Origin of the sequence: Pseudoduganella buxea (assembly GCF_009720835.1) — a bacterium.
In the GTDB taxonomy this organism is placed as follows: domain Bacteria; phylum Pseudomonadota; class Gammaproteobacteria; order Burkholderiales; family Burkholderiaceae_D; genus Rugamonas; species Rugamonas buxea.
In genome coordinates this window covers 63400-84717 of record NZ_WNKZ01000010.1, presented here as the reverse complement: position 1 = coordinate 84717, position 21318 = coordinate 63400, and the positions used below count along the sequence as shown (strand labels likewise).

The following is a 21318-nucleotide window of genomic DNA, read 5'->3' as shown; positions in this document are numbered from 1 at the left end:
GTGGCGGCGCCTTTTTTCATGGCGCCGCCAGCACTGCGCGCCCGGCCGGGGTTCCGTCCGGCGTGAAGCGCGCCACCGTCAGCACGCCCTCTTCCACCGTCACCGCATGCAGGCCGCCATTGTCCGATGCCGCCAACGCCGCGCGGCCGCACGCCAGCCGGCCTGGTGCACGCCAGGCGCCGTTCGGCGCCCGCGCCACCAGCCACGTCGCGTCGCTGGCGTCGCCATAGGCGAGGAATTCCCCGCCCCGATTGGCCGCGCTCCACAGCAGCCGCGCGTCGGCCACCGCCGCCACCGCCATGGGCAGGGGATTCAGGCCCCGGTAGACGACGATGCTCTCGCCTGCCACGAACAGGTCCGGCACGTCCGGCACGACGCCAGCCGCCGGCAGCACGCTGGCAATGCCTTTCGGTGCGCCGGGGTAATCGAAGGCGAGGTTCCGGCCGTGGCGGTCCAGCGACGCAAAACCCAGGGTGTCGTCGCCGCGGCGCTGCCACTGGCCCGGCAGGCGGCAGGCGCCCACGGCCAGCCGGCGCATGCCCGGCATCGGGGCCGGGATCGCGTGCAGGCTGTCCCCGGCGGCCAGCGCATTGCAATACCAGTCGCCTGAGGGCGTTTCGGCCACCACCATCGTCGGCGCGCCGGCCTGCGCCACGCCGAATGTCAAACGGAGCACGCCGGCCGGCAGGCGCGGCCCCGTCATCGTCCGCAGCAGCTGGCGCCAGCCTTCCGCACCGAGTGCGGGATCGAGGCCGTGCGCCAGGCCGAGGATATCGCCGTCCGCCCGCGTCAGCGCCAGCGCGATCGACAGCGTGCCGTCCACGGCCTGGCGCACGTCGAAGGCGCGCACGCCGTCGGCCAGGGTGCGGTGCAGCCAGTGTCCATCGCCGCCCTTGCGCCACAGGTGCAGGCGTTCGTCGGCCGTGACGTCGAACACCAGCGGGCCGGCCAGGATGCCGCAGGCGATGCGCGGCTCACGCATCGATGGCGGACATCGCGGCCGGCTCGATGGCCGCGGCCAGTCGGCTGACCAGGTAATCCTGCACGGCTGCCAGGCTGGCCGCGCCGTGCTCCCACGTATGGAACAGCCGGGCCGGTTGCAGCAGGTGGTCCAGCGGGCTCGATGCGATGTACGGTCCCGTCTTCCCGGCATCCGTCACGGCCGGCACGCTGCGGGCCTGGCTGACCAGGTTGCCGCGACCGCCCGCGTCGACAATCAGCTGCAGGCGCAGCGACCAGTGCAGGCTGGCCCGGGCCCAGCCGGTACCCAGGTCGGCGTGGCGTCCGGATGCCAGTAGCTGGCTGACGGCGTCGCGCTCGTAGCGCATCAGCGAGCCGTGCACGTCGACGGTCAAGCGCGGCACGCCCGTCATGTCCGGTACTTCGCCCACCGTCACGGCGTACTGCAGGTCGTGCTCGGATTCGCGCTGGTGGCACCACTCGCCGCTCTGTTGCCATTTCCGCAATACGTGATGTCCGTAGAACCAGCCGTCGGCGGTGCGCACGAAGCGCGCGCGGCGGCCCGTGTCGGCCCCATGGACGCCTGACTTTTCATTCGTTAATATTTTCTGTGAAGAAATATTAATGCACTTTGGGAAATTCGAGGCATCGGGCAGATTGTTCAGCCGGTCTTGCAAGGGGTCGACCAGCAGCGGCTTCAGGTAGCGTTGCGAAAATGCTTCGTGATCATAAAAAGAGTTTAACAGCGGCATTTTATTTTATTTGGGAAATGTTAAGATTCGTGCTCTTCAGTTAAGCCGCACTGTAGCCAGCATCGCGTGTGCGCGCCTTCCGGCAACCTTCCGGAAGGGCCAAGCTGTTGATTTGATTCATTATTTATTTTCAGGACAACGGCGCCGATGGAGCTGCAGGGATTTCGTTTCGGCCAGTGGCAGGTGGACGTGGCAGGCAATTGCGTGACCATGGGCGACACGCGGGCGGCGCTGGAACCGCGTGCGATGGACGTGTTGCGCTACCTGTGCCGCCATCCGGGCGCCGTCATTCCGGCCGAGGAACTGCTGCAGACGTGCTGGGGCACGACCGAGCTGGGCGACAACCCCGTACACAAGGCCATCGCCCAACTGCGCCGGGCGCTGGGCGACTCCAGCACCGACCCGCGCTATATCGAGACGGTGCGCAAGCGCGGCTACCGGGCCATCGCCGCCGTCGTCGAAGCCGACCAGCCCGACGTCTGGCGCGGCGGTTCGCCGTTCCGGGGCCTGGCGCCGTTCCAGGAAAGCCATGCCGCCATCTTCTACGGCCGGGTCCAGGCCACCGCCCGCCTGCATGAGCTGGTGCAGGCGCAGGCGGCCGGCGGCTGTCCGATGGCATTGGTGCTGGGCCCGTCCGGCTCCGGCAAGACATCGCTGGTGCGGGCCGGATTGCTGCCGCGGCTGATGGCCGGCGGCGCCGGCGCCGGCATTGCGCTGGCCTGCGTGCTGCAGATGGACTGCGCCGACCTGGGCGGCAGCAGCCTGTTCGGCGCCCTGGCCGCCGTGCTGGTCGACGCGGAACGGGACGGCACCCTGCTGTTCGACGGCAGCAGCGCCGACACGCTGGGCCGGCGCCTGCGCGAGGACACGGCCGCCGTCGCCGCCACCCTGGCCGCCGGTGGGCCGGTACGCGTGGCCGTCTTCGTCGACCGCTTCGAGGCCATCTTCCGCGCGCCGCACACGAGCGACGCCGAGCGCGCCGAGTTCACCCGCGTGCTGGAACAGCTGGCCCGCGCCGGTACCCTCGTCTTGCTGGCCTGCCGCAACGACTTCTATCCGTCCCTGATCGCCCTGCCGGAATTGATGGCATTGAAGAGCCGGGGCGGCCACTTCGACGTGGAGGCGCCGGCAGGCTTCGATATCGCGCAGATGGTGCGCCAGCCGGCCAGCGCCGCCCAGCTGAGCTTCGAAACCGACCCTGCCACGGGCGCCAGCCTGGACGACGTGCTGTGCGACGCCGCCCGCGCCAGCCCGGACGCGCTGCCGCTGCTGCAGTACTGCCTGGACGAGCTGTATCGCCAGCGCGGCCCCGAAGGCCAGCTGCGCTTCGACGTGTTGCGCCGGCTGGGCGGCATCGAAGGGGCGCTGGGCGTGCGCGCCGAACAGATCGTGGCGGCGCTGCCGGCGGCGCAGCAGGCCGCCCTGCCCCATGTGCTGTCGCTGCTGGTCGATATCGGCGAAGAGCAAAACGCCGTGACGGCGCGGCGGCCCGCCTGGTCGGCGTTGACGTCGGAAGCGCAGCGCGAGCTGGTGGCGGCCCTGGTCGAGGCGCGGCTGTTCGTCAGCGAACTGGCCGGCGACATCCCCAGCTTCGGCGTGGCCCACGAAGCGCTGCTGCGCCGCTGGCCCCGCGTGGTGGAATGGATCGAGCGCCACCGCCACGCGCTGCAGATCCGCACCCGCGTGGCGGCGCAGGCCGAGCGTTGGCAGGCGGCCGGCCGCCCGCGCGACCTGCTGCTGCCCGAAGGGATGCAGGCCAACCAGGCCCGGGGCTTGCTGGAAATCGCCGACCTGTCGCTGTCCACGCAGGAAAGGCAGTACGTCGATGCGTCGCTGCGCCGTGCCAGGCTGGGCGCGCGCATCCGCGTCGCCGCGATGGGCGCCATCGCCCTGCTGGCCGTGCTGGCCGCCGCGCTGGGCCTGGCGGCCCGCTCGGCCCAGGATGAAGCGGAACGCCGGCGCGCCGACGCCGAGAGCCTGATGAGTTTCATGCTGGGCGATTTCGTCGACAAGCTGCGCCCGCTGGGGCGGCTCGACCTGCTGGACGATATCGGCGCCAAGGCCTTGCCCTACCTGTCCGGCGCGGGCAACGACGGCAACGCGCGCCTGCTGGTCCAGCGTGCCAAGACGCTGAAACTGATCGCGGAAGTGAACGTCGCCCGCGGCCGGCAGCCGGAGGCCACGCAGGCCCTGCTGGCGGCGCGCGAGCTCCTGCAAGGCCAGATCGGCGCGACGCCGGCGGACCCGGAGCTGCTCAAGGAGCTGGGCGCGAACGCCTACTGGCTGGGCCAGATCAGTTTCGACCGCAGCGACTGGCCGGCGGCACGCAAGGAGATGCTGCGCTACCGCGACTACGGCGAGCGCCTGGTAGCCGTGGCGCCGCGCGATCCCGACGCGTGGCTGGAGCTGTCGTATGCGCACACCAATGTCGGCAGCGTGGCGCTGCGAAGCGGCGACCTGCGCGCGGCGGAGGAGGCGTTCGACCGTTCCGTCGCGCTGAAGATGCGCGTGCTGGCGGCGCGGCCGGACGATGGCGGCACCAAGGTGGACCTGGCCAACGCGCTGTCCTGGCTGGCCAGCACGAAGGCCAAGCTGGGCGCGCTGCCGCAGGCGATGGCGCTGTACCGCAAGGAGGAAGCGCTGCTGGCCAAGGTTCATGCGGCCACACCGGGGAACGCGGCCTGGAGCCAGCGGCTGGCCCTGGCCCTGTGGCACCAGGCCGAGCTGCTGCAGGCCATGGGCGACGCGGGGACCGGCGACGCCTATGCGGCCGCGCAAGGCCTGCTGGAAGCCATCGTCCGCCATGACCCCAGCAACCGCGCCTGGCAAAAAAGCCTGTATGGCGTGCAGCTGAAGGCATTGACCTTGCAAACCCTGGCGCCGGCCGACGTGCTGCATCGAGCGGGCACCTTGCAAGGCCAGCTGCGCCAGCTGGGCGCGCAACAGCCCAAGCGCCTGGACGTACAGCTGCTGCTGGCGAAATCGGCCGAAGTGCTGGCGCGGGCCCACCTGCGCGGCGGCGACGCGACACGGGCGGCGGCGGCGCTGCAGCCCGCGCTGGACGCGTATGCCCGCTTGCAAGCCACCGCCCGCGGCGACGCTTCGCTGGCGACGGGCCACGCCATCGCCGAACTGCTGCGCGCCGATATCGACCGCAGCCGGGGCGAGGCCGACTGGCAGCGCGGCTGCCGCAACGTCCAGCAATTGCTGGCCGGCGCCGGCGCCGGCACCGACCATGCGCAACTGGCGCTGCTGGTCCAGGCCTCGGCATGCCTGGGACAGGGCCACCAGGCAGCCCCTCTGGCCGAGCGCCTGCGGCAAATGGGCTACCGGGACCGCCGCTATACCGACTACCTCACCCAACACCCACACAAGAAAGGCTCCGCCCCATCATGAAACCGACCGACAAGCCCACCGCTTTCCTCAACGTCCAGGTGACGGCCATTCCCGAAAGGGACCCGGCAACCGGCAAGACCCGCTACCGCACCCGCTTCAATCCCGAGCGCCTGCTGGTGACGGAGCACGACACCGTCATCAACTACCAGCTGGTCGAACCGACGCCCGCCGGCGTGCGCTTCAAGTCCGTCACCGTCAAGCCGAGCCGGGAAGACCAACTGAGCGATCCGAGCATCAGCGAAAGTGGTAAGCTGGTGACGTTCAGCGATGCCAACACCCGTGCGGCCGACTTCCACCTGACCTTGCACTTCACCGACAGCGGCGGTATCGAGTTCCTGGTCGACCCGGAAGTGGCGAACGAACCGCCGCCCGACCTGCGGCCGATGTCGTTCATGTCCGACCCGGAAGTGGGCAACGAACCACCACCAGACGACAAGTGACCGATAAGTGATGCCATCCCCATGAAAATCAGGGCTGCCCTGTTCTCCGCCCTGCTGTTCCCCGGCCTGGGCCAGTTGCTGGTACTGAAACGCCGCAATCGCGCCCTGCTGTTCATGGTGCCCGCCTTCGCCGCCCTGCTGTTCCTGCTGCGCACCGCCTTCACGGCGGCCAGCCGGATCGCCGAGCAGGTCACGGCCGGCACCCTGCCGCTCGACCCGCAGGCCATCGCGGCCCAGATCGAGGCCACCAACAGCGGCGGCATGGCCGGCAATATCGCCGCCACCGTGCTGCTGGTGGCGTGGCTGGCCAGCATCCTCGACGCGCTGCTGGCCAAGTCCTGACGGCGCCGCAAACGCGCTACCATGGCGGGCGCGCACTCGCGCGCAAACCACCAGGGAGAACAGGATGAGACAGCACACCATTGCCTTCGTTACCTGCATGCTGGCCGCCATGGCCAACCCGGCGCTGGCGCAAGGCCCCGCCCCGGCAGACCCGGCCCCTTCCCCAACGGCGTCCCCCATCAAGCGTACCGTCATCGCCCGCGCCGACGTCTCCGTGCCGAACCGCGAAGCCGTGGTGGCCCAGGTGGAAATCGCGGCCGGCGCCACGGCCGCGCGCCACACCCATCCCGGCGACGAGATCAGCTACTTCCTCGGCGGCGAAGGCGAACTGCTGGTCGACGGCCAGCCGGCCCGCAAGCTCAAGGCCGGCGAAGCCTTCATCGTGCCCGCCGGCGTCGTGCACGCCGCGCGCAATCCCGGCAAGGAACCGGCGCGGCTGGTGGGCGTGTATGTCGTCGAGAAGGGCCAGCCGCTGGCGACGCCGGCCAAGTGATCCGGCCAGCGCCTACAGGTCCACCGACAGGTAGGCGGCAAGCAGCCGGCCCGCGATGACGTCATAGGCGCCGGCGCCGCGCAGTTCCAGCCCGTAGGTGTCGAACAGGTTACTGGCACTCACGCGCAGCGACGACGGGCGCCCCGCCAGCGTGAAGCGGTAACGCCCGCCCACGGCCACCAGGGTACGCGCCGGAATTGCGGCGCGGTTGTCCACGGTGGCCGTCACGTCTCCCAGGTGGGAGGCCGTCATGTCGAACGACAGGCCAGCCAGCCAGGGCGATCGCCAATCCAAGTTCAGCTCCACGCTGCGCCGGCTCATGCCAGCCGGGCGCGGGCCGACCCGCCCCAGGGCCACGCCATCGCCGGTAACGCGCGGGCGCGACAGCATCGCCCCCGCGACGATATTCAGGCGCGGCGTGACGTCGCCGGCCAGCGACAGCTCGACGCCCCGGTTCCGCACATCGCCCAGCAGCGTGTAGCGGCCTGCCGCATCGAAGTTGAAATACGGCTTGCGCACGTCGAAGACGGTGGTGACGAGCCGGATGCCCGGCAGCGGCACATAGCGCAGGCCGATATCGCCCTGCGACGTGCGGATCGTCGGCAGCAGCTCGTTGCGGTTGACGGCGTTGTCCGGCGCCACCCCGCTTTCCTCCAACCCCCGCGTGACGCTGCCGAAGACGACCAGTGAACCGTCCACCTGCACGGCGGTGCTGGCGTTGTAGAGCCAGGGCTGGTCGCGGGTATGCGCCGCGGCCAGGCCCGGCTTGTGCAACTGCTTGCGGTAATCCGTCTTCTGGATGCTGAACCCCGCTTCACCGACGCCGCGCCAGCGCCCGTCGTAGGCCACGCCGCCGGTCCACTGGCGGGTGCTGTCGTGCGTCTGTTCGCCGAACACGAAGGCTGGCTGCGGCCCGGCATAGGGAGCATCGATGGGCGTGCGGCCCAGCGCCAGCGCCTGGGAGCCGTCGTAGTGGCGCTCACGCGAACGCCCGCGCAGGCTGGCGTGCAGCGTGTGCAGGCGCGGCCCCTCGGCCAGCGCGCGCGTGGCACGCAGCTCGCCGCTGGTGGAAGCGTTCCCGATCGGCGGATCGACGATCAGGCGCCGGTCCGCCCAGCCACCCGGCGTAAGCCCCGTGAGCAGGTGGGTAAAGCTGCGCTGGTCGTCGTACAGCGAGCGGAAGATACCGCCGCGCAGCAGCCAGCCACCCGCCTGCAGGCTCGCCAGGCTGCCGTAATTGATCGCGCTGCCCCGATAGTCGGCCCAGCCGGGGCCGTGGAAGCGGCGCCGTTCGATGCGCGGCGGCAGCACGGACGTGGCCGGCACGTAGAGCGGCCCTTCCTCGTCGTCGCGGCCTTCCGAACGGTGCCAGAACGGGACGATCTCGACGGCCGCCACGGGCTGCCAGCGCAGGATCAGGGCCGCATTGCGGTAGCGCGCGTCGGTACCATTCGGGTATTCATTGTTCGCGATTGCCGTGCCCACGCCCAGGCTCAGGGCGCGGCCCGCCAGCGGCAATTCGGCGTCCGCCTCGACATAGGCGGCGCCGAAACTGTCGCCGCCGGCAACCAGTGCCAGCTTGCGCTGCGTCCCCGGCTTGCGCAGGCTGTAGTCGACGATGCCGGTCGGCGCGGGAAACGGGTAGCCCTGGGCGGAAATGCCGACCCGGATATTGGTGGAACGGCGGATGCGGGGCGTCGGCGCCCATACCTGGTCGAAGTACAGCCCCTCGATGCGGGCGTTGCCTGCGGCCACGGGCGAAAAGCCGCGCACGCTGGCGGCGTTGTACAGGCCGATGGTCTCGCGTCCGACACTGGTGCCGAAGGCGTCCTCGGCCTGGCGCACGGCGTTCTCGTCGGTGCGACCGTGCGCTTCGCGGCCATCCGGACTGGCCGGATCGGTTGGTACGCCCGTGGCCCCGTTCGCGGCCTGGACAGTGTGCAGTGCGCCGAGCAGCAGCATCGGCATGAACAGCGATTTCGACATGGTGCTTCCCGTGGGCTCTTCAATAATGCCGTGCATTATGCAATACTGGGAACTCATTATCAATAGAGCCGGTGCCGTTCGTCCTGCTTGTGCCGCGCGACATCCCGTTCACTGCCCCTGGAGTAAAGCATCTTGCACCCCATCAGCCGTTTCACCCGATTCACCCCACCCCTGCGCTGTTGCCTTCTGCTGGCTTGCGCGTTCGGCGGCCCCGCCCTGGCGGAGGATGACGCCGCCGAATCGCCCTCCCCGCTGCAGGTCGTCGAGGTGAAGGCGCAGCGCGACGACGAGCGCCTCGCACCGGGAAGCGGCGCCACGTCGCTGCCCGGCAGCGTCACCACCGTCACGGCCCAGGACATCGCTACCCTGGACATCGGGCGCGACATCTCGAACGTGTTTCGCCGCGTGCCCGGTGTGGTCGCCCACAATATCGACCAGGGCGACACGGGCAACGGCTTTCGCATGCGCGGCTTCGCCACGCAGGGCACGCATGGCGCGGACACGGCCATTTACATCGACGGCGTGCCGCAGAATATCCCGTCCAGCCAGGGCGGCGCCGGCCACGGTCCCGCCTTCCTGGAATGGATGACGGGCGACATGATCGACACGATCGACGTCATCAAGGGCCCCGTGTCGGCCCTGTACGGCGACCAGAATCGCGCTGGCGCCGTGGCGATCACGACGCGCGAGGGCGGCGCCGCGACCGCATCGAGCGCCGCGGTCACGGTGGAAAGCCACGGCGGCCGGCGCGGTTCGCTGGTGCTGTCGGGCGAGCATGGCGCGCTGCGCTCGCTGCTGGTGGCCGACCGTTACCATATCGACGGCTTCCGCCACGGCGGCGGCGACGATCGCCGCAACCTGTTCTGGAAACTCTCCACCGACATCGGCGACGGCGTGTACAGCCTGCGCTTCTCGTATTATCAATCCGAGTATGCCGGCGCCGGCTACCTGTCGCTGCCGGCCCTGGAAGCGGGCCTCGATCCCCATGCCGTCATGTACGGCCTGCCCGGCTTCGGCGCTGCCCGGCGCAAGACGCTCGTCGCCAACCGCCGCCCCGCCGCCGGCGAGGCCGGCTGGTTCGCCACCGCCTATGCCGAGGACTTCGAACGCAGCCGGGCGATCCAGGCCAGCCCGACGCAGCACACCTTCGGCTACGACGACCGCATCATCGCCGGCGCGCGGGCCGGCAATACGTGGACCTTCGGCGACGCGGCGATCCTGACGCTCGGCGCCGAGGCGCGCCAGGACAAGGGCGACGCGCTGCGCCAGCAGTACCGCAACGGCCGGCCGACGGCCAGCTACGTCAACAACCAGGCGCTGGACCTGCTGGCCTATGGCGCCTTCGTCCAGGCCCAGTATCGCGTGCTGCCTGCGGTGAAACTGCATGGCGGCGCGCGCTACGACCGTTTCGAGCATGACGTGGAAAACCGCAAGCTGCCGGCCGCGTCCACCGCGTACAAGGGCGCCGTGGTGACGCCGAAATACGGCGCGACCTGGCAGGTGCGACCTGGCCTGACGCTGTACGCCAACGTCGCCCAGGGCCTGCGCTCGCCGGCAGCGGAGCAGATCAGTTCGAGCGGCAGCCCGGGGCCGCTGGGCGCGCCGGGTGGGCGCAGCAACACGAACATCGACCCGAGCCGGGTGCGCTCGCGCGACCTGGGTTTCCATGCGCGCCCCACCGCCGGCGTGGACGTGTCGGGGGTCGTGTACGACATCGGCAACGACGACGAGATCGTCAACACGGCGCCGGATGTATTCGTCGCCGCCGGCCGGACCACGCGCCGGGGCGCCGAAGTCGACCTGCGCTACCAGGGCGGCAGCGCCTTCGGTGCTTACCTCAGCTATGGCCGCATCCTGCGCGCGCGGCTGGACAATCCGGCGCCGGGCGCGGGCGCCCTGCTGTCCGTGCCGGCCCACACGTGGAAAGCCGGCGCCCAGTACCGCGGCGCCGTCGGGCCGGGCAGGCTGACCGTCAACGGCGACGTTTACGTCACGGCGCGCAACCCCTATTACATGAGTACGCCGCTGGTGCGGCGCGACATGCCGACCTATGTGCGCTACGACGTCAAGGCCCGCTATGACCTGGGCAGGTTCCAGGGGGCTCTGTTCGCCACCCTGCAGCCGCATGCCTTCGCCAGCGACATCGCCTACGGCACGACGGCCGGCCTGGTGCTGGCAACCGTGCCGCAGGCAACGGCCGGCGCGTCGCTACGCTACTTCTTCTAGCCAGCCGGCACGCGCCGGCCTGGCTTCAGTCCAGCGCCAGGCGCGCCGCCGGAAAGGCCAGCGGCCGCGTCGCCATCGTGCGCAGGCGCCACGCCAGTACCAGCGCGGCCAGTGCCACCAGGCCGGCGATGAGCCACGCTGGCACCGCGTGCCCCGCCGACGCCATCAGCAAGCGCAGGCCCACGCCGGCCACGACCAGCACGGTCACGGCGATACCGAAGGCCAGGCGCATGCGCCGCAGCGACGCATAATCGCGCAGCAGGAAGGCACCGGCCAGCAGCGCCAGCGCCGCCGTGGCCGCAATGGTAGTGCGGGCCAGCGGACCGGGCAGCAGCTCGGCGGCCGCTGCCAGCGTACCGGCCGTCGCGGCGAGCCAGACCAGCAGGAAACGTTGCAGCAGCACGGCGCCGAACTGGCGGTTGAAGGTGGCCGCGTCCGGCGCTGCCGGGGCCAGGCGCAGTAATGCCTGCTCGGCGCGGTAACGGTGCATCGCCGTCAGCACGGCGTGCACGTGCAGCAGCATCGGCATCACCAGCAAGGTGGTGCAGAACATCACGGCCATGCCTTGCGGGTCGTTCACGGCGAGCATGCCGCGACCGGCCACGGTGACGAAGGCCACCGCGCACAGCTGGCCCAGCACGACCGAGCCCCAGTGCGACGCCGTGCCCAGGCCGAACAGCAGTCCCCTGGCGCGGTTGCGGGATCGCAGCAGGTGGCCGCCCGGACGGCTGGCGCGGCGCAGGCCGGCAAAATACAGGGCGTCGCGCCAGCGGGACGGGCGGGTGCCGGTCGGGTCGGGGGCCCCCGGCAGGCTGCCGGCCTTGATGGCCTCGGCGCGTTCGCCCAGGCGGCGCTGCCAGGCATGGTGCCGGTCGCCCCCGCGGGGGAAGGTACGGTGCAGGATGGCCGCGCCCAGTGCCAGCAGCAACGCCGCACCGATCGCCGTCACCAGCGGCTCGCCGAGGGTTTCAAGCTGGGCCAGCACCGACGACTGCAACGGCAGGAAGCGCTGCGACACCATGAAGAGCAGCGGCAGCACGGCCAGCCATGGGAAGGATTGCATGGCCGCGATAAACAGCAGCAACGCGCCGCCGGCCAGCAAGGCATAGCCGACATGGCCCAGCGGGATGCCGAACGCGAGGCCGATGACCGCCGTGCCGGTCACCCACAACAACGCAGCCGCTTTGACCAGTCGTCCGTGCAAACCGGGCACCAGCCAGGATTGGGCAGGCGCGTTCTGGGCGATGGCGCTGACTAGGAACAGCAGCCACCACATGACGACCAGCGCCCCCAGCATGACGGCGGCGACCACCATGCCGGCCCGCCAGTCGTCCATGCCCAGGCCGAAGGCCAACAGCGAAAAGCCGGCAGCACCCAGCAGCAGCCACGTCATCCACAAGGAGCCGTTCAGGCGGCGCGCCAGCACCGGCTGCAACAGCAGCATGCGATAGCCCGCGACGCCGAAAGTATCGAGCGCGCTCACCTGGTCACCTCGACGAACAGGTCTTCCAGGTTCAGGGCCTCCACCCGCACCGCCGCCATGCCGCGCAGGCTGTCGAGTTCCGCCGGCGACAGCCGCGCCACGACGCTGACGGCGCCGTCGGCATGGCGCTCGCGCCGGATCTCCCCTTCCAGGCACAGCGCGTCGAGGGCGGCGCCCGTGCCCGTGACGCGGCGGGCCCCGTCCAGCAGCTCGTCCAGCGGCGCCTGCAGGCCGATGCGGCCATCCTTCAGGAAGGCCACGTCCAGCGCAACCCGCTCCAGGTCCGACAGGATATGGGTGGAGAACACGACGGTGGTGTCGCGGTCGATCACCTCGCCCACCAGTTCGCGCAGGAAGTCGCGCCGGCCGACGGGGTCGAGGCTGGCCACGGGTTCGTCCAGCACCAGCAGTTCCGGCTCATGGGCCAGCGCGCGGATGATCGACAGGCGCTGCTTCTCGCCGCCGGAAAGCCGGCCGATCGGCTTGTTGCGCGCCTCGCCATGGAAGCCCCAGCGCAGCATCAGCCCTTCCACGCGGGCGTCGTTCCAGCGCGGGTACAGGGCGCTGAAATAGTCGAACATCTGCACGGGCGTGAGCCAGTCGAACAGGTCCGCCGTCTGCGGCACGTAGCCGATCCGGGCCCGGCTTGCCTCGGACAGGGCATGCACCGGCTCGCCGAACAGGGTCACCGCGCCGCCGTCGCTTTCGCGCAGACCCAGCATGCATTCGAGCAGGGTGGACTTGCCGGCCCCATTGCGGCCCAGCAGGCCCACGACCTGGCCCTTTTTCAGTTGCCAGTCGACGCCGCGCAGCACGCCCTGGCGGCCGAACGTTTTCTTCAGGGCGTTGATCGCCACCACGACTTCAGTCATTTCACTTCCTTCAGGACTTGTTTGAATAATTCGATCACGGCGGCATCGTCCAGCTCCAGCTGGCGCGCTTCAGCGGCGGCGCGCAGCAAGGTGGGACGCAGCAGCAAGCCGCGCTGCGCCGGCGTTCCCGGCGTCGAGCGCGGCGCCACCTGCATGCCCAGCCCGCGCATGCGTGCCAGCACCCCTTCCGTCTCCAGCATGTTGTAGGCCTTCGAGATCGTCATCGGATTGACGGCCAGGGCCTGGGCCGTTTCGCGTACGGACGGCAAGCTGTCGCCGGGCGCCAGCACGCCGGCCGCCACCAGCCGGCGCACCTGCTCGATCACCTGGCGGTAGATCGGTTCGAGCGAACCGGGCGCGATGGCGAACAGCGCCGGTGTGTGTTGGGTCATGGATTGTCTGCGACTAATTGTCTGCTGTATTAATTGAGTAATACAGTATACGGTGGGTAGAGCCTTGTCAAGAAAACACGCGAAGCCGTGGCGCCGGGCGATAATGCGCCCACGTCGGCACACGAAGGAGAAGGATGAAGATCGGTTTGCAAACCTGGGGCAGTCATGGCGACATGCGCCCTTTCCTGGCCCTGGCCCATGGCCTGCGGGTGGCCGGCCACGACGTCACCCTTGTCATCAGCACCTTCGACGGCGCCGCCTATGCCGGCACCGGCGCCGCGCTGGGCGTGACGGTGCGGGTGCTTGCCTTTCCCGACATGGCGCCGGACCAGGCCGTGCGCATGACACGCGACATCTACCGCACGGCCGACCCGATGCGCCAGGTCGAAGCCATCCTGCGCCTGGGTATGGCACCGGTCGAGGACGAACTGTTCGCGGCGGCCCGGGCGCTGTGCGCCGACTGCGACCTCGTCATCGGCCACCATTTCCTGTACCCCTTGCAGACAGCGGCCGAACAGGCCGGGTGCCCGTATGTCAGCGTGTTCCTGTCCCATGCGGGCGTGCCGTCCGCATTCGGCCACCCACTGGGCGACTTCGGCCGGACCGGCAACCGGCTGCTGTGGTGGCTGACCCGCCGCGCCTTCAACCGTGTGCTGAAACCATGGCCTGACCGGCTGCGCCAGCGCGCCGGCATGGCGCCGGCCGCCGACATGGTCGACCTATGGATGTCGCCGTCGCTGACGCTGGTCGGCGTCAGCCCCACCATCTGTGCGCGCCAGCCGGACTGGCCCGATACGGTGCAGGTCTGCGGCTTCCTGGACATGCCCAATATCGACGTGGAAGGCGCCATCGCACCGGCGCTGGCGGGCTTCCTGGCCGCCGGCGAGGCCCCCATCTACATGACCCTGGGCAGCTGGACGCCGGGCGACACCGACGAGCAGCGCGCGACGCTGCAGCTGCTGACAGAAGCAGCCCGGCTGGCCGGCTGCCGCGCCATCATCCAGGGACCGTCCTGGCAGGACTGCGGCTTCATGGCGGATGAACGCATCCTGTACGTGAATGCGGCGCCCCACCACGCCATCTTTCCCCGGTGCCGCGCCATCCTGCACCACGGCGGCGCCGGTACGACGCAGGCCGCGACCCTGGCGGGCCGGCCGTCCATCGTCGTCGCCCATATCGGCGAACAGGAACACTGGGGCAAGGAGCTGCGGCGGCTGGGCGTGGCGGGCAAGCCGGTCAAGAGGCGCAGCACGTCGGCGCGGCAACTGGCCCGCAAGATCAAGGATGTATTGGCGTCGCCCGCCATGGCGGCGCGCGCGGAAACCGTCGGCGCCGCCATGCGGCAGGAGGATGGCGTGGCGGCGGCCGTCGCGCTGATCGAACGGCGCTTTGGCGGCGCGGGGTATCCGGTGCCGGACGCCTGAATTCGATTCAGGTGCCCGACACCGAACTGCGACCGGCCAGGGCCATTGGCCGGTGCCGGTACACCGTCAGTCCAGCTTCGTCGCGTGCTCGCGCGTGGCGTGGAAAGTCAGCTGGGGCCAGCGTTCCTGGGTCAGGCGCAGGTTGACGCCGGAGGTCGCCAGGTAGGCCATGTTGCCGGCCGCGTCGTAGGCGACGTTGTGGCCCAGCGAGTTCTCGAAATCGACCAGGGCCTTCTTGTCGTCCGACGAGACCCAGCGCGCGCTGCTGATGCTGGTGCCTTCGAACACGGCGTCCACGCCATACTCGTTCATCAGGCGGCTGGCCACGACTTCGAACTGCAGCACGCCGACGGCGCCCAGTACCAGTTCGCCGCCCTGCACCGGCTTGAATACCTGCACGGCGCCCTCCTCGCCCAGCTGCTGCAAGCCCTTGTGCAGCTGCTTGATCTTCAGCGGGTTACGGATGCGCACCGAGCGGAAGAAGTCCGGCGCGAAGTACGGGATGCCCGTGAACTGCAGCATCTCGCCTTCCGAGAAGCTGTCGCCGATCTGCATATTGCCGTGGTTCGGCAGGCCGATGATGTCGCCGGCGTACGCTTCCTCGACCTGTTCGCGCGACGATGCCATGAAGGTGACGACGGACGACACCTTCACTTCGCGGCCCAGGCGCAGGTGGCGCACCTTCATGCCCCGCTCGAAACGACCCGAGCATACGCGCAGGAAGGCGATGCGGTCGCGGTGGGCCGGGTCCATATTGGCCTGGATCTTGAAGACGAAGCCGGAGAACGGCTGCTCGGTCGGTTTCACGCTGCGCACGGTGGCGTCGCGCTCGCGCGGCGGCGGCGCCCAGTCGACCAGCGCGGACAGGATCTCGCGCACGCCGAAGTTGTTGATGGCCGAACCGAAGAACACGGGGGTCTGCACGCCGGCCAGGAATTCCTCCAGGTTGAACGGGTGCGAGGCGCCGTGCACCAGCTCCACTTCCATGCGCAGCTGGTCCATCTCAAGGGGGAACATCTCCTGCAGGCGCGGATTGTCGATGCCGGAAATGACTTCGAAGCTCTGGTTGGCGCTTTCCACGCCGGCGCGGAACAGCAGCACTTCGTCGCGCAGCAGGTGGTACACGCCGCGGAAGTTCTTGCCCATGCCGATCGGCCACGTCACCGGCGCGCACTGGATCTTCAGCACCGATTCCAGTTCGTCCAGCAGTTCCAGCGGGTCGCGCGTCTCGCGGTCCATCTTGTTCATGAACGTGACGATGGGCGTACTGCGCATGCGGCACACGTCGAGCAGCTTGATGGTCTGCGCCTCGACACCCTTGGCCGCGTCGATCACCATCAGGGCCGAGTCGACCGCCGTCAGCACGCGGTAGGTATCTTCCGAGAAGTCCTGGTGGCCGGGCGTGTCGAGCAGGTTGATGATGTGATCGCGGAAATCGAACTGCATCACGGACGAGGCGACGGAAATGCCGCGCTGCTTCTCGATCTCCATCCAGTCCGACGTGGCGTGGCGTGCGCTCTTCCGGGCCTTGACGGTACCGGCCATCTGGATGGCGCCCGAGAACAGCAGCAGTTTTTCCGTCAGCGTGGTCTTGCCGGCATCGGGGTGGGAGATGATGCCGAACGTGCGGCGGCGCTGCACTTCACGCGCGATCAGCGCTGGTGCCTTGGCGCTGCCGGCGGCAGCTTCCTGATTCTCTGGGCTGGTGACTTCGATTTCTTCGGACATGGTGGCGGCCAATCAAACGGCTCACGGGAAAACCGGGGATTTTACCGTTTTTTGGCCGCCACCGGGCGGATTTCGGGAGGGGGCGGGGTCGCCCCCCCTCCCATACTGTTCAGTCGCCCTTCACCCGCCGCCAGCCGGCCCGGTGGGCGCCCACCGTGTCGAGCTCCTGCAAGGGCCGCGTCAAGGTTTCGCCCTTGGCCGTCGTGGTGATCATCTTCAGGTCGCCCTTGGGCAGGCGCACGATGATGAAGCCCACCGCCGCCGACGTGTTCGACAGCATGCTGCCGACGATGGTGCCGTTCACGCCCGTGCCGTGGCACACGTCCACCGCGTAGAAGTTCGACGTGCCGCCGACGGAGCACGACGATTCCGACGTGGGGATGTTCGTCACGACATTGCCCACGCCCGAGACGATCTTCGGGTCCAGGTTCATCCTTTCGCCGCCGTTGAGCTTCCAGTCGAAGTACCAGCCGCTTTTCGTGGCCAGGTTGACCTTGTTGCCGGTCAGGTCGATCTCGTCGATGGTGGTGACGGCGTCGTCGCCCGTGCCCTCGGTCGACGTGCGCTGCGACAGCGTCTGCTGCTGCATCGTGCCGCCGCGCAGGTTCAGGTCGACCGTGCCGTCGTCGCGCAGCAGGTACAGGCTCTGCACGTCGACGTTGGCGATGTCCGGCAGGTCCAGCAACCGGCCCGTGCCGAACAGCACGACGCGCTGGGCGCTCTGGCTGGTGCTGCCGTCGGCGGCCGTGCTGGTGACGGCGCACAAGGTCACGTCCGGGCGCGCCGTGATGGGCTGGGCCACGCTGCCGATGGTGGCGATGCCGATCCGCTTGACGGAGGCCCCGGCCGTCAGGTCGAAGCGGAACAGGTTGCCGTTGTTGTCGCCGCCGTAGATATACGTGGTGACGGGGTCCGTGGCCGGGTCGGCCGTGATGGCCGTGATCTTGGCCAGGCCCGAAGGCGTCGTGGTGTCGCCGATGCCGGTGCCGACTCTTCCCACCACCTCGCCCGTGGCCGCGTCGACGATGAACAGGTAGCCCTTGCCGTCGCCGGCATTGACGTTGTCGCCGCCCGGCACGTTGTTGTAGCCCGACGTGACGTACACCACCCAGCGCCCGTTGTGCATGCCGAACTGGGGGCTGCCGAAGGTCAGGCCGATATTGCTGGCATCGAGGCGGCTTTGCGTGCACAGGGCCGCGTCGGCGCACAGCTCCCACAGCAGCTTGGGCTTCTGGCCGCCCCTGGCCGCGCCGGTGGCGTCGGTCCAGGCCGGGCCGGCATCCGTCACGTCCAGCGCGTAGTAACCGCGCCCGCCGCCGTTCAGGCCCGCCACCAGGATGGTGCGCCACTGGCCGTTGATCTGCACGTCGGCCAGCTCGGGCGAGCCGTCGGTGGTGTACTGGTGGTTGGTGCCGTAGGTGGTGCTGGCCAGCGCGGGCAGCTTCTGCATCGTGATGCGCGGCACATAGGCCCACAGTTCGCGCCCGCCGCTGCTGCCGTCGGCCGCGTCGAAGGCGTGCAGCATGCCGTCGTTGGCGGCCACGAACACGGCCGGTGCGCGCAGCGCATGGCTTTCCTTGAAGGTCGTGTAGCCGGCCAGCGAGTAGTTCTTGCGCGGGTCGCGCATATAGGCGGGCTTGGACGAGGCGATATCGCCCAGCACGACGGGCACCGTGACGGTGGCATTCGGATCGGCATCGCGGCTGTTGCTGTAGGCGCGGAAGACGACGTCGTCGGCATGCTGCTGCTGGCCGCGCAGCCAGTTCACCAGTTCCGTGCCGCCGTTGACGATGGCGCGGTTGCCCGCGTCCAGCAGGGTGCACTGCGTCAGCTGCGTGCACTTGTTGGTGAACCAGGCCTTCTCGGCAGCGCTCATGCTGGCATAGTAGAAGGGCTTCAGGTCGGTGGTGGCGCCGTCGCGCATCCAGATGGTACGCCCGTCCACCGTGCTGCCGGCCGTGCCCGTGGTGGCGACCTGGCCGCCCATGGCCGTGGCCGAGGTCCACACGGGCGCCGTGTCGACGATGCCGGTACCCGTGTCGACGTTGCGCTTGGACAGCACGCCGAACCACTTCACGGTGGTGAAGGTGGACGAGAAGATGTCGTTGTCTTCCAGCGAGATGTTGGGGGTCGACGTGGCCGCCGCGGCAGCGGCACCGACGCTGATCTGCATCTTGTCGAGCGCTTCCTGCAGGCCTGCCACGACGTCTTTCGGCTGGCTGGCGCTGAAGTACTTGCCGTGGCCGTTGATGGCCGCGTGCCACAGGTCGTCGACCCGCTCCTGCACGGTCGACGCCGTACTGGACGTGTTCGGGTCCGGCCACACGTAGGCGCCGCCGTTGTTCCACGGGCAGCCGCTGGTGACGCCATTCTTCAGGTTGAAGAAGTCGCCGTTGACGGCCGGGGCGCTGTCGTACTTCGGTTCGTAGTTCATCACGCCGTCCACGCCCAGGCCCAGCGTGTAGGTGGTCATGTGCAGGTGGGTGTTCTCGCCGGCGGCGGCCGGCACCAGGCCGGGTTTGAGCATATTCGGTTCCAAGTCCGGGCGCAGCGACACGGTGCCCGTGGACGAGCCGCCGTTATACCAGTGCAGGGCCACGTCCGAGATCGAGGGCTGGCCCTGGCCGCGGGTATCAACGCAGGCGTCCTTGCGCATGCAGAAGCGCGTGACGCTTTCCTTGTCGTCGTTGTTGACGACATTGTTGGTGGTGCTGCCGTTCCAGTAGCCGTCCGTCGTCAGGATCAGGAAGTTCTGCTGGCACGGGTACTGCACCACCTGGTTGCCGTCCGAGTAGGCATACGGCGACAGGTTGGCGTACATGCGCCCCACGTTGTCCATCGCCGTGCGGATCGGCGTCGAGCCGGACGTGGTGGTGTTGTACAGCGTCGAATACCAGCTGGTGCGCGCCGTGCCGGTGAAATCGGTGGGCTTGATGTCGATGGCGTTGCCGGCGCCGGCGGCGGACAGGCGTACGTAGCCGACCCGGTAGTTGCCGTTCAGGCGCGTGAAGGCGATGCCGACGGACGTCTTCATCATCTGCAGGCGCGTCTTGTAGTACGAATACCAGTTGGCGAAGTTCGTCATCTCCTCGGCGTAGGTACAGGTGCTGCCGGCGCAGTCGGTGCGGCCCAGCGACTTCGGATAGGTGCGGCCGCTGACGATATTGACGCGCGCGAACGTGCTGGGCGCGGCATTGCCGCCGGAGATTGCCTGCACGGTGGTCGGCACGCTGTCCGTGTCGACGAAGCTGTCGGTGGGTGCGACCACCATCGTGCCGCGGTTGCTGATGCTGCCCACGGCCAGCGTCTTGGCCGGCGCATTGTTGGCCGTGTCGACCAGGCAGACGGTGGCCGGCGTAACGGCTTCGGCGCAGGTGGGCGTGATGGTGTTGCCGCCCGCGTAGGCGCGCACCGTGCCGGAAGTACCGATGCGCGTGATGATGGCCGTGGCGGCCGTTTGCGCCGACGTGTTGCCGCTGCCGGTACCCAGGTTCAGGTTGGAAAACAGGGTCGTGCTGCCCAGCGCCACGCTGGCCAGCGACGCCTGGCGGTTGTTCGCCGTGGTACCCGTTACGCGCAACAGGGCCGTGGGCGCCGATACCCGCACGGCGGGCGCATCGACCACCAGGCCCCAGCCGCTGCGCGAATTATCGTAGTACGGTTGGCAGTTCGTCACCGACTTGGAGCCGCTGCACGATACGGGCACCACCGCCACCACGGCGTCGCTGGCCAGGTTGATGCCGAAGCTCGAGCAGGCCGGCACGTTGGCCACGCCGATCGGGTTGCGCACGCAGGCCAGGTACTGGTTGGTCAGGCCCGTGCGTGCCATGATGGACGAGGCCAGCGCACTGGCCAGGGTCTGCTGCTTCAGCGCCGTGTTGGTGCCGTTCGGCGCCGCCACGCTGCCGTTGCTGATGGTGCGGTTGCCGTCCGGGTCCTGCACCACCACCGATGCCACGTTCATGGCCAGGCTGGTGCGGCTCGCCCCGATCGTGATGGTTGCGTAGGCCACCGTGGCGCCCAGCGCCTGCGAGTAGCGCGGGTAGATATACGTGCCCACGCGCTTGGCCTGGCAGTTGGTCAGGTTGCGGGTATCGCACCAGCGCACGGTGGCGGGCACCGGGTAGCCGGCCGGCGCGGCCGCGCCCGCGCTGGTGGAGACGCAGCTCTTCATGGCGGCGTCGGTACAGAATTCGGCCACGCCGATGCTGTAGTAGTAAGGCACCGTGCTGACGGCCTGTGCCTGCGCGTAGGTGTTGTCCGGGTAGGTGTAGGTGGCCGAGTTGAAGCGGCAGTCGCTCGTGTTGTCCGGGTCGCACCACTTCAGGTCGGGGAACTGGTTGGTCAGGTTGATGGCATTGTCGCCGTTGCCGTACATGTCGACGTTCTGCTTGCCGAAGCCGTCGCTGGCAACGCTGGTCCAGTTGCTGGTGGCCGTGGCGTTCTGCTCCGGGTAGTAGGTGCCGTCGGCCTTGATCGGCGGCTGGTAGCGGATCTGCGGGTTGTAGTACTGCTTGTTGAAGTCCGGGCTCATGAACGGCGGATGGCCCACCGTGCACGCCGTGACGCCGTTGGCCAGCCGGCTGGTGGTGCGGCACAGGTTGTCGTTGACGTAGTCCGGCGTGTAGTTCTGCTCCATCGACCCGGAGTTATCGAACAACAGCATCAGGTTCGGCTTGACGGTGCCGGTGCCGCTGATGTTCAACAACGGCACCTGGGCAATCTGGGTCTGCGCCGCGCCGGCCATGCCGTGCAGGGTAAACAGGACCAGTGCGGCCAGCGTGCACGGCAACTGAAGAAGATGGGGGAGTTTCGATTTCATGG

The 21318-nt window shown here is 69.0% G+C and carries 14 protein-coding genes; 6 read left to right on the top strand and 8 right to left on the bottom strand.

Annotation, left to right across the window (positions count from 1 at the left end; all coding sequences use genetic code 11):
- Positions 1-16 precede the first annotated feature (16 nt).
- Positions 17-982 carry a hypothetical protein gene (locus tag GM672_RS06085; protein ID WP_155469630.1) on the bottom strand — a complete coding sequence of 322 codons (966 nt, stop codon included), beginning with the start codon at positions 980-982 and terminating at the stop codon, positions 17-19.
- A complete protein-coding gene (locus tag GM672_RS06080; protein ID WP_155469629.1) occupies positions 975-1466 on the bottom strand; it encodes a hypothetical protein in 492 nt (163 codons plus the stop codon). Before GM672_RS06080 ends, GM672_RS06085 begins: the two co-directional genes overlap by 8 nt.
- Before the next feature lie 393 nt (positions 1467-1859).
- Between GM672_RS06080 and GM672_RS06075 the strand changes: the two genes are divergently transcribed.
- The 4 genes from GM672_RS06075 to GM672_RS06060 all read left to right on the top strand — a co-directional run bounded on the left by GM672_RS06075 (position 1860) and on the right by GM672_RS06060 (position 6383).
- Positions 1860-5108 carry an nSTAND1 domain-containing NTPase gene (locus GM672_RS06075; RefSeq protein ID WP_155469628.1) on the top strand — a complete coding sequence of 1083 codons (3249 nt, stop codon included), beginning with the start codon at positions 1860-1862 and terminating at the stop codon, positions 5106-5108.
- Positions 5105-5548: a DP-EP family protein gene (locus GM672_RS06070; protein ID WP_155469627.1), complete on the top strand. Its 444-nt coding sequence runs from the start codon at positions 5105-5107 to the stop codon at positions 5546-5548. Before GM672_RS06075 ends, GM672_RS06070 begins: the two co-directional genes overlap by 4 nt.
- Positions 5549-5569: 21 nt before the next feature.
- Positions 5570-5890, top strand: coding sequence for a hypothetical protein (locus GM672_RS06065; protein WP_155469626.1), 321 nt, complete (start codon positions 5570-5572; stop codon positions 5888-5890).
- Between the two features lie 64 nt (positions 5891-5954).
- Positions 5955-6383: a cupin domain-containing protein gene (locus GM672_RS06060; RefSeq protein ID WP_229417574.1), complete on the top strand. Its 429-nt coding sequence runs from the start codon at positions 5955-5957 to the stop codon at positions 6381-6383.
- 12 nt (positions 6384-6395) lie between these two features.
- On the opposite strand, the gene GM672_RS06055 is transcribed toward GM672_RS06060, so the two are convergent.
- Positions 6396-8369 (bottom strand): TonB-dependent receptor, encoded by a 1974-nt coding sequence (locus GM672_RS06055; protein ID WP_170299945.1) that lies wholly within the window; start codon positions 8367-8369, stop codon positions 6396-6398.
- Between the two features lie 132 nt (positions 8370-8501).
- Between GM672_RS06055 and GM672_RS06050 the strand changes: the two genes are divergently transcribed.
- The gene (locus GM672_RS06050) at positions 8502-10595 is read left to right on the top strand and encodes a TonB-dependent receptor (RefSeq protein ID WP_155469624.1); all 2094 of its coding nucleotides are present in this window, start codon (positions 8502-8504) and stop codon (positions 10593-10595) included.
- Between the two features lie 25 nt (positions 10596-10620).
- Here the strand turns inward: GM672_RS06050 and GM672_RS06045 are convergent, their stop codons facing one another.
- The 3 genes from GM672_RS06045 to GM672_RS06035 are packed head-to-tail and all read right to left on the bottom strand — an operon-like array spanning position 10621 to position 13342.
- Positions 10621-12078 carry a hypothetical protein gene (locus tag GM672_RS06045; RefSeq protein ID WP_155469623.1) on the bottom strand — a complete coding sequence of 486 codons (1458 nt, stop codon included), beginning with the start codon at positions 12076-12078 and terminating at the stop codon, positions 10621-10623.
- Positions 12075-12950 (bottom strand): ABC transporter ATP-binding protein, encoded by an 876-nt coding sequence (locus GM672_RS06040; protein ID WP_155469622.1) that lies wholly within the window; start codon positions 12948-12950, stop codon positions 12075-12077. The genes GM672_RS06045 and GM672_RS06040 overlap by 4 nt, the downstream gene beginning before the upstream one ends.
- Positions 12947-13342, bottom strand: a complete 396-nt coding sequence (locus tag GM672_RS06035) for a GntR family transcriptional regulator (RefSeq protein ID WP_155469621.1) — start codon at positions 13340-13342, stop codon at positions 12947-12949. Before GM672_RS06035 ends, GM672_RS06040 begins: the two co-directional genes overlap by 4 nt.
- A 134-nt stretch (positions 13343-13476) precedes the next feature.
- On the opposite strand from GM672_RS06035, the gene GM672_RS06030 reads away from it, so the two are divergent.
- Positions 13477-14766 (top strand): glycosyltransferase, encoded by a 1290-nt coding sequence (locus GM672_RS06030; RefSeq protein ID WP_155469620.1) that lies wholly within the window; start codon positions 13477-13479, stop codon positions 14764-14766.
- 66 nt (positions 14767-14832) lie between these two features.
- Here GM672_RS06030 and GM672_RS06025 read toward each other — a convergent pair whose 3' ends face one another.
- Positions 14833-16494 carry a peptide chain release factor 3 gene (locus GM672_RS06025; protein WP_155469619.1) on the bottom strand — a complete coding sequence of 554 codons (1662 nt, stop codon included), beginning with the start codon at positions 16492-16494 and terminating at the stop codon, positions 14833-14835.
- A gap of 109 nt (positions 16495-16603) precedes the next feature.
- Positions 16604-21316, bottom strand: coding sequence for a pilus assembly protein (locus tag GM672_RS06020; protein ID WP_155469618.1), 4713 nt, complete (start codon positions 21314-21316; stop codon positions 16604-16606).
- Positions 21317-21318: the final 2 nt, after the last annotated feature.

Coding starts and splice junctions, on each gene's coding strand:
- GM672_RS06085 (WP_155469630.1), bottom strand. CDS start 982: ATGCGTGAGCCGCGCATCGCCTGCGGCATCCTGGCCGGCCCGCTGGTG.
- GM672_RS06075 (WP_155469628.1), top strand. CDS start 1,860: ATGGAGCTGCAGGGATTTCGTTTCGGCCAGTGGCAGGTGGACGTGGCA.
- GM672_RS06070 (WP_155469627.1), top strand. CDS start 5,105: ATGAAACCGACCGACAAGCCCACCGCTTTCCTCAACGTCCAGGTGACG.
- GM672_RS06065 (WP_155469626.1), top strand. CDS start 5,570: ATGAAAATCAGGGCTGCCCTGTTCTCCGCCCTGCTGTTCCCCGGCCTG.
- GM672_RS06060 (WP_229417574.1), top strand. CDS start 5,955: ATGAGACAGCACACCATTGCCTTCGTTACCTGCATGCTGGCCGCCATG.
- GM672_RS06055 (WP_170299945.1), bottom strand. CDS start 8,369: ATGTCGAAATCGCTGTTCATGCCGATGCTGCTGCTCGGCGCACTGCAC.
- GM672_RS06040 (WP_155469622.1), bottom strand. CDS start 12,950: ATGACTGAAGTCGTGGTGGCGATCAACGCCCTGAAGAAAACGTTCGGC.
- GM672_RS06035 (WP_155469621.1), bottom strand. CDS start 13,342: ATGACCCAACACACACCGGCGCTGTTCGCCATCGCGCCCGGTTCGCTC.
- GM672_RS06030 (WP_155469620.1), top strand. CDS start 13,477: ATGAAGATCGGTTTGCAAACCTGGGGCAGTCATGGCGACATGCGCCCT.
- GM672_RS06025 (WP_155469619.1), bottom strand. CDS start 16,494: ATGTCCGAAGAAATCGAAGTCACCAGCCCAGAGAATCAGGAAGCTGCC.
- GM672_RS06020 (WP_155469618.1), bottom strand. CDS start 21,316: ATGAAATCGAAACTCCCCCATCTTCTTCAGTTGCCGTGCACGCTGGCC.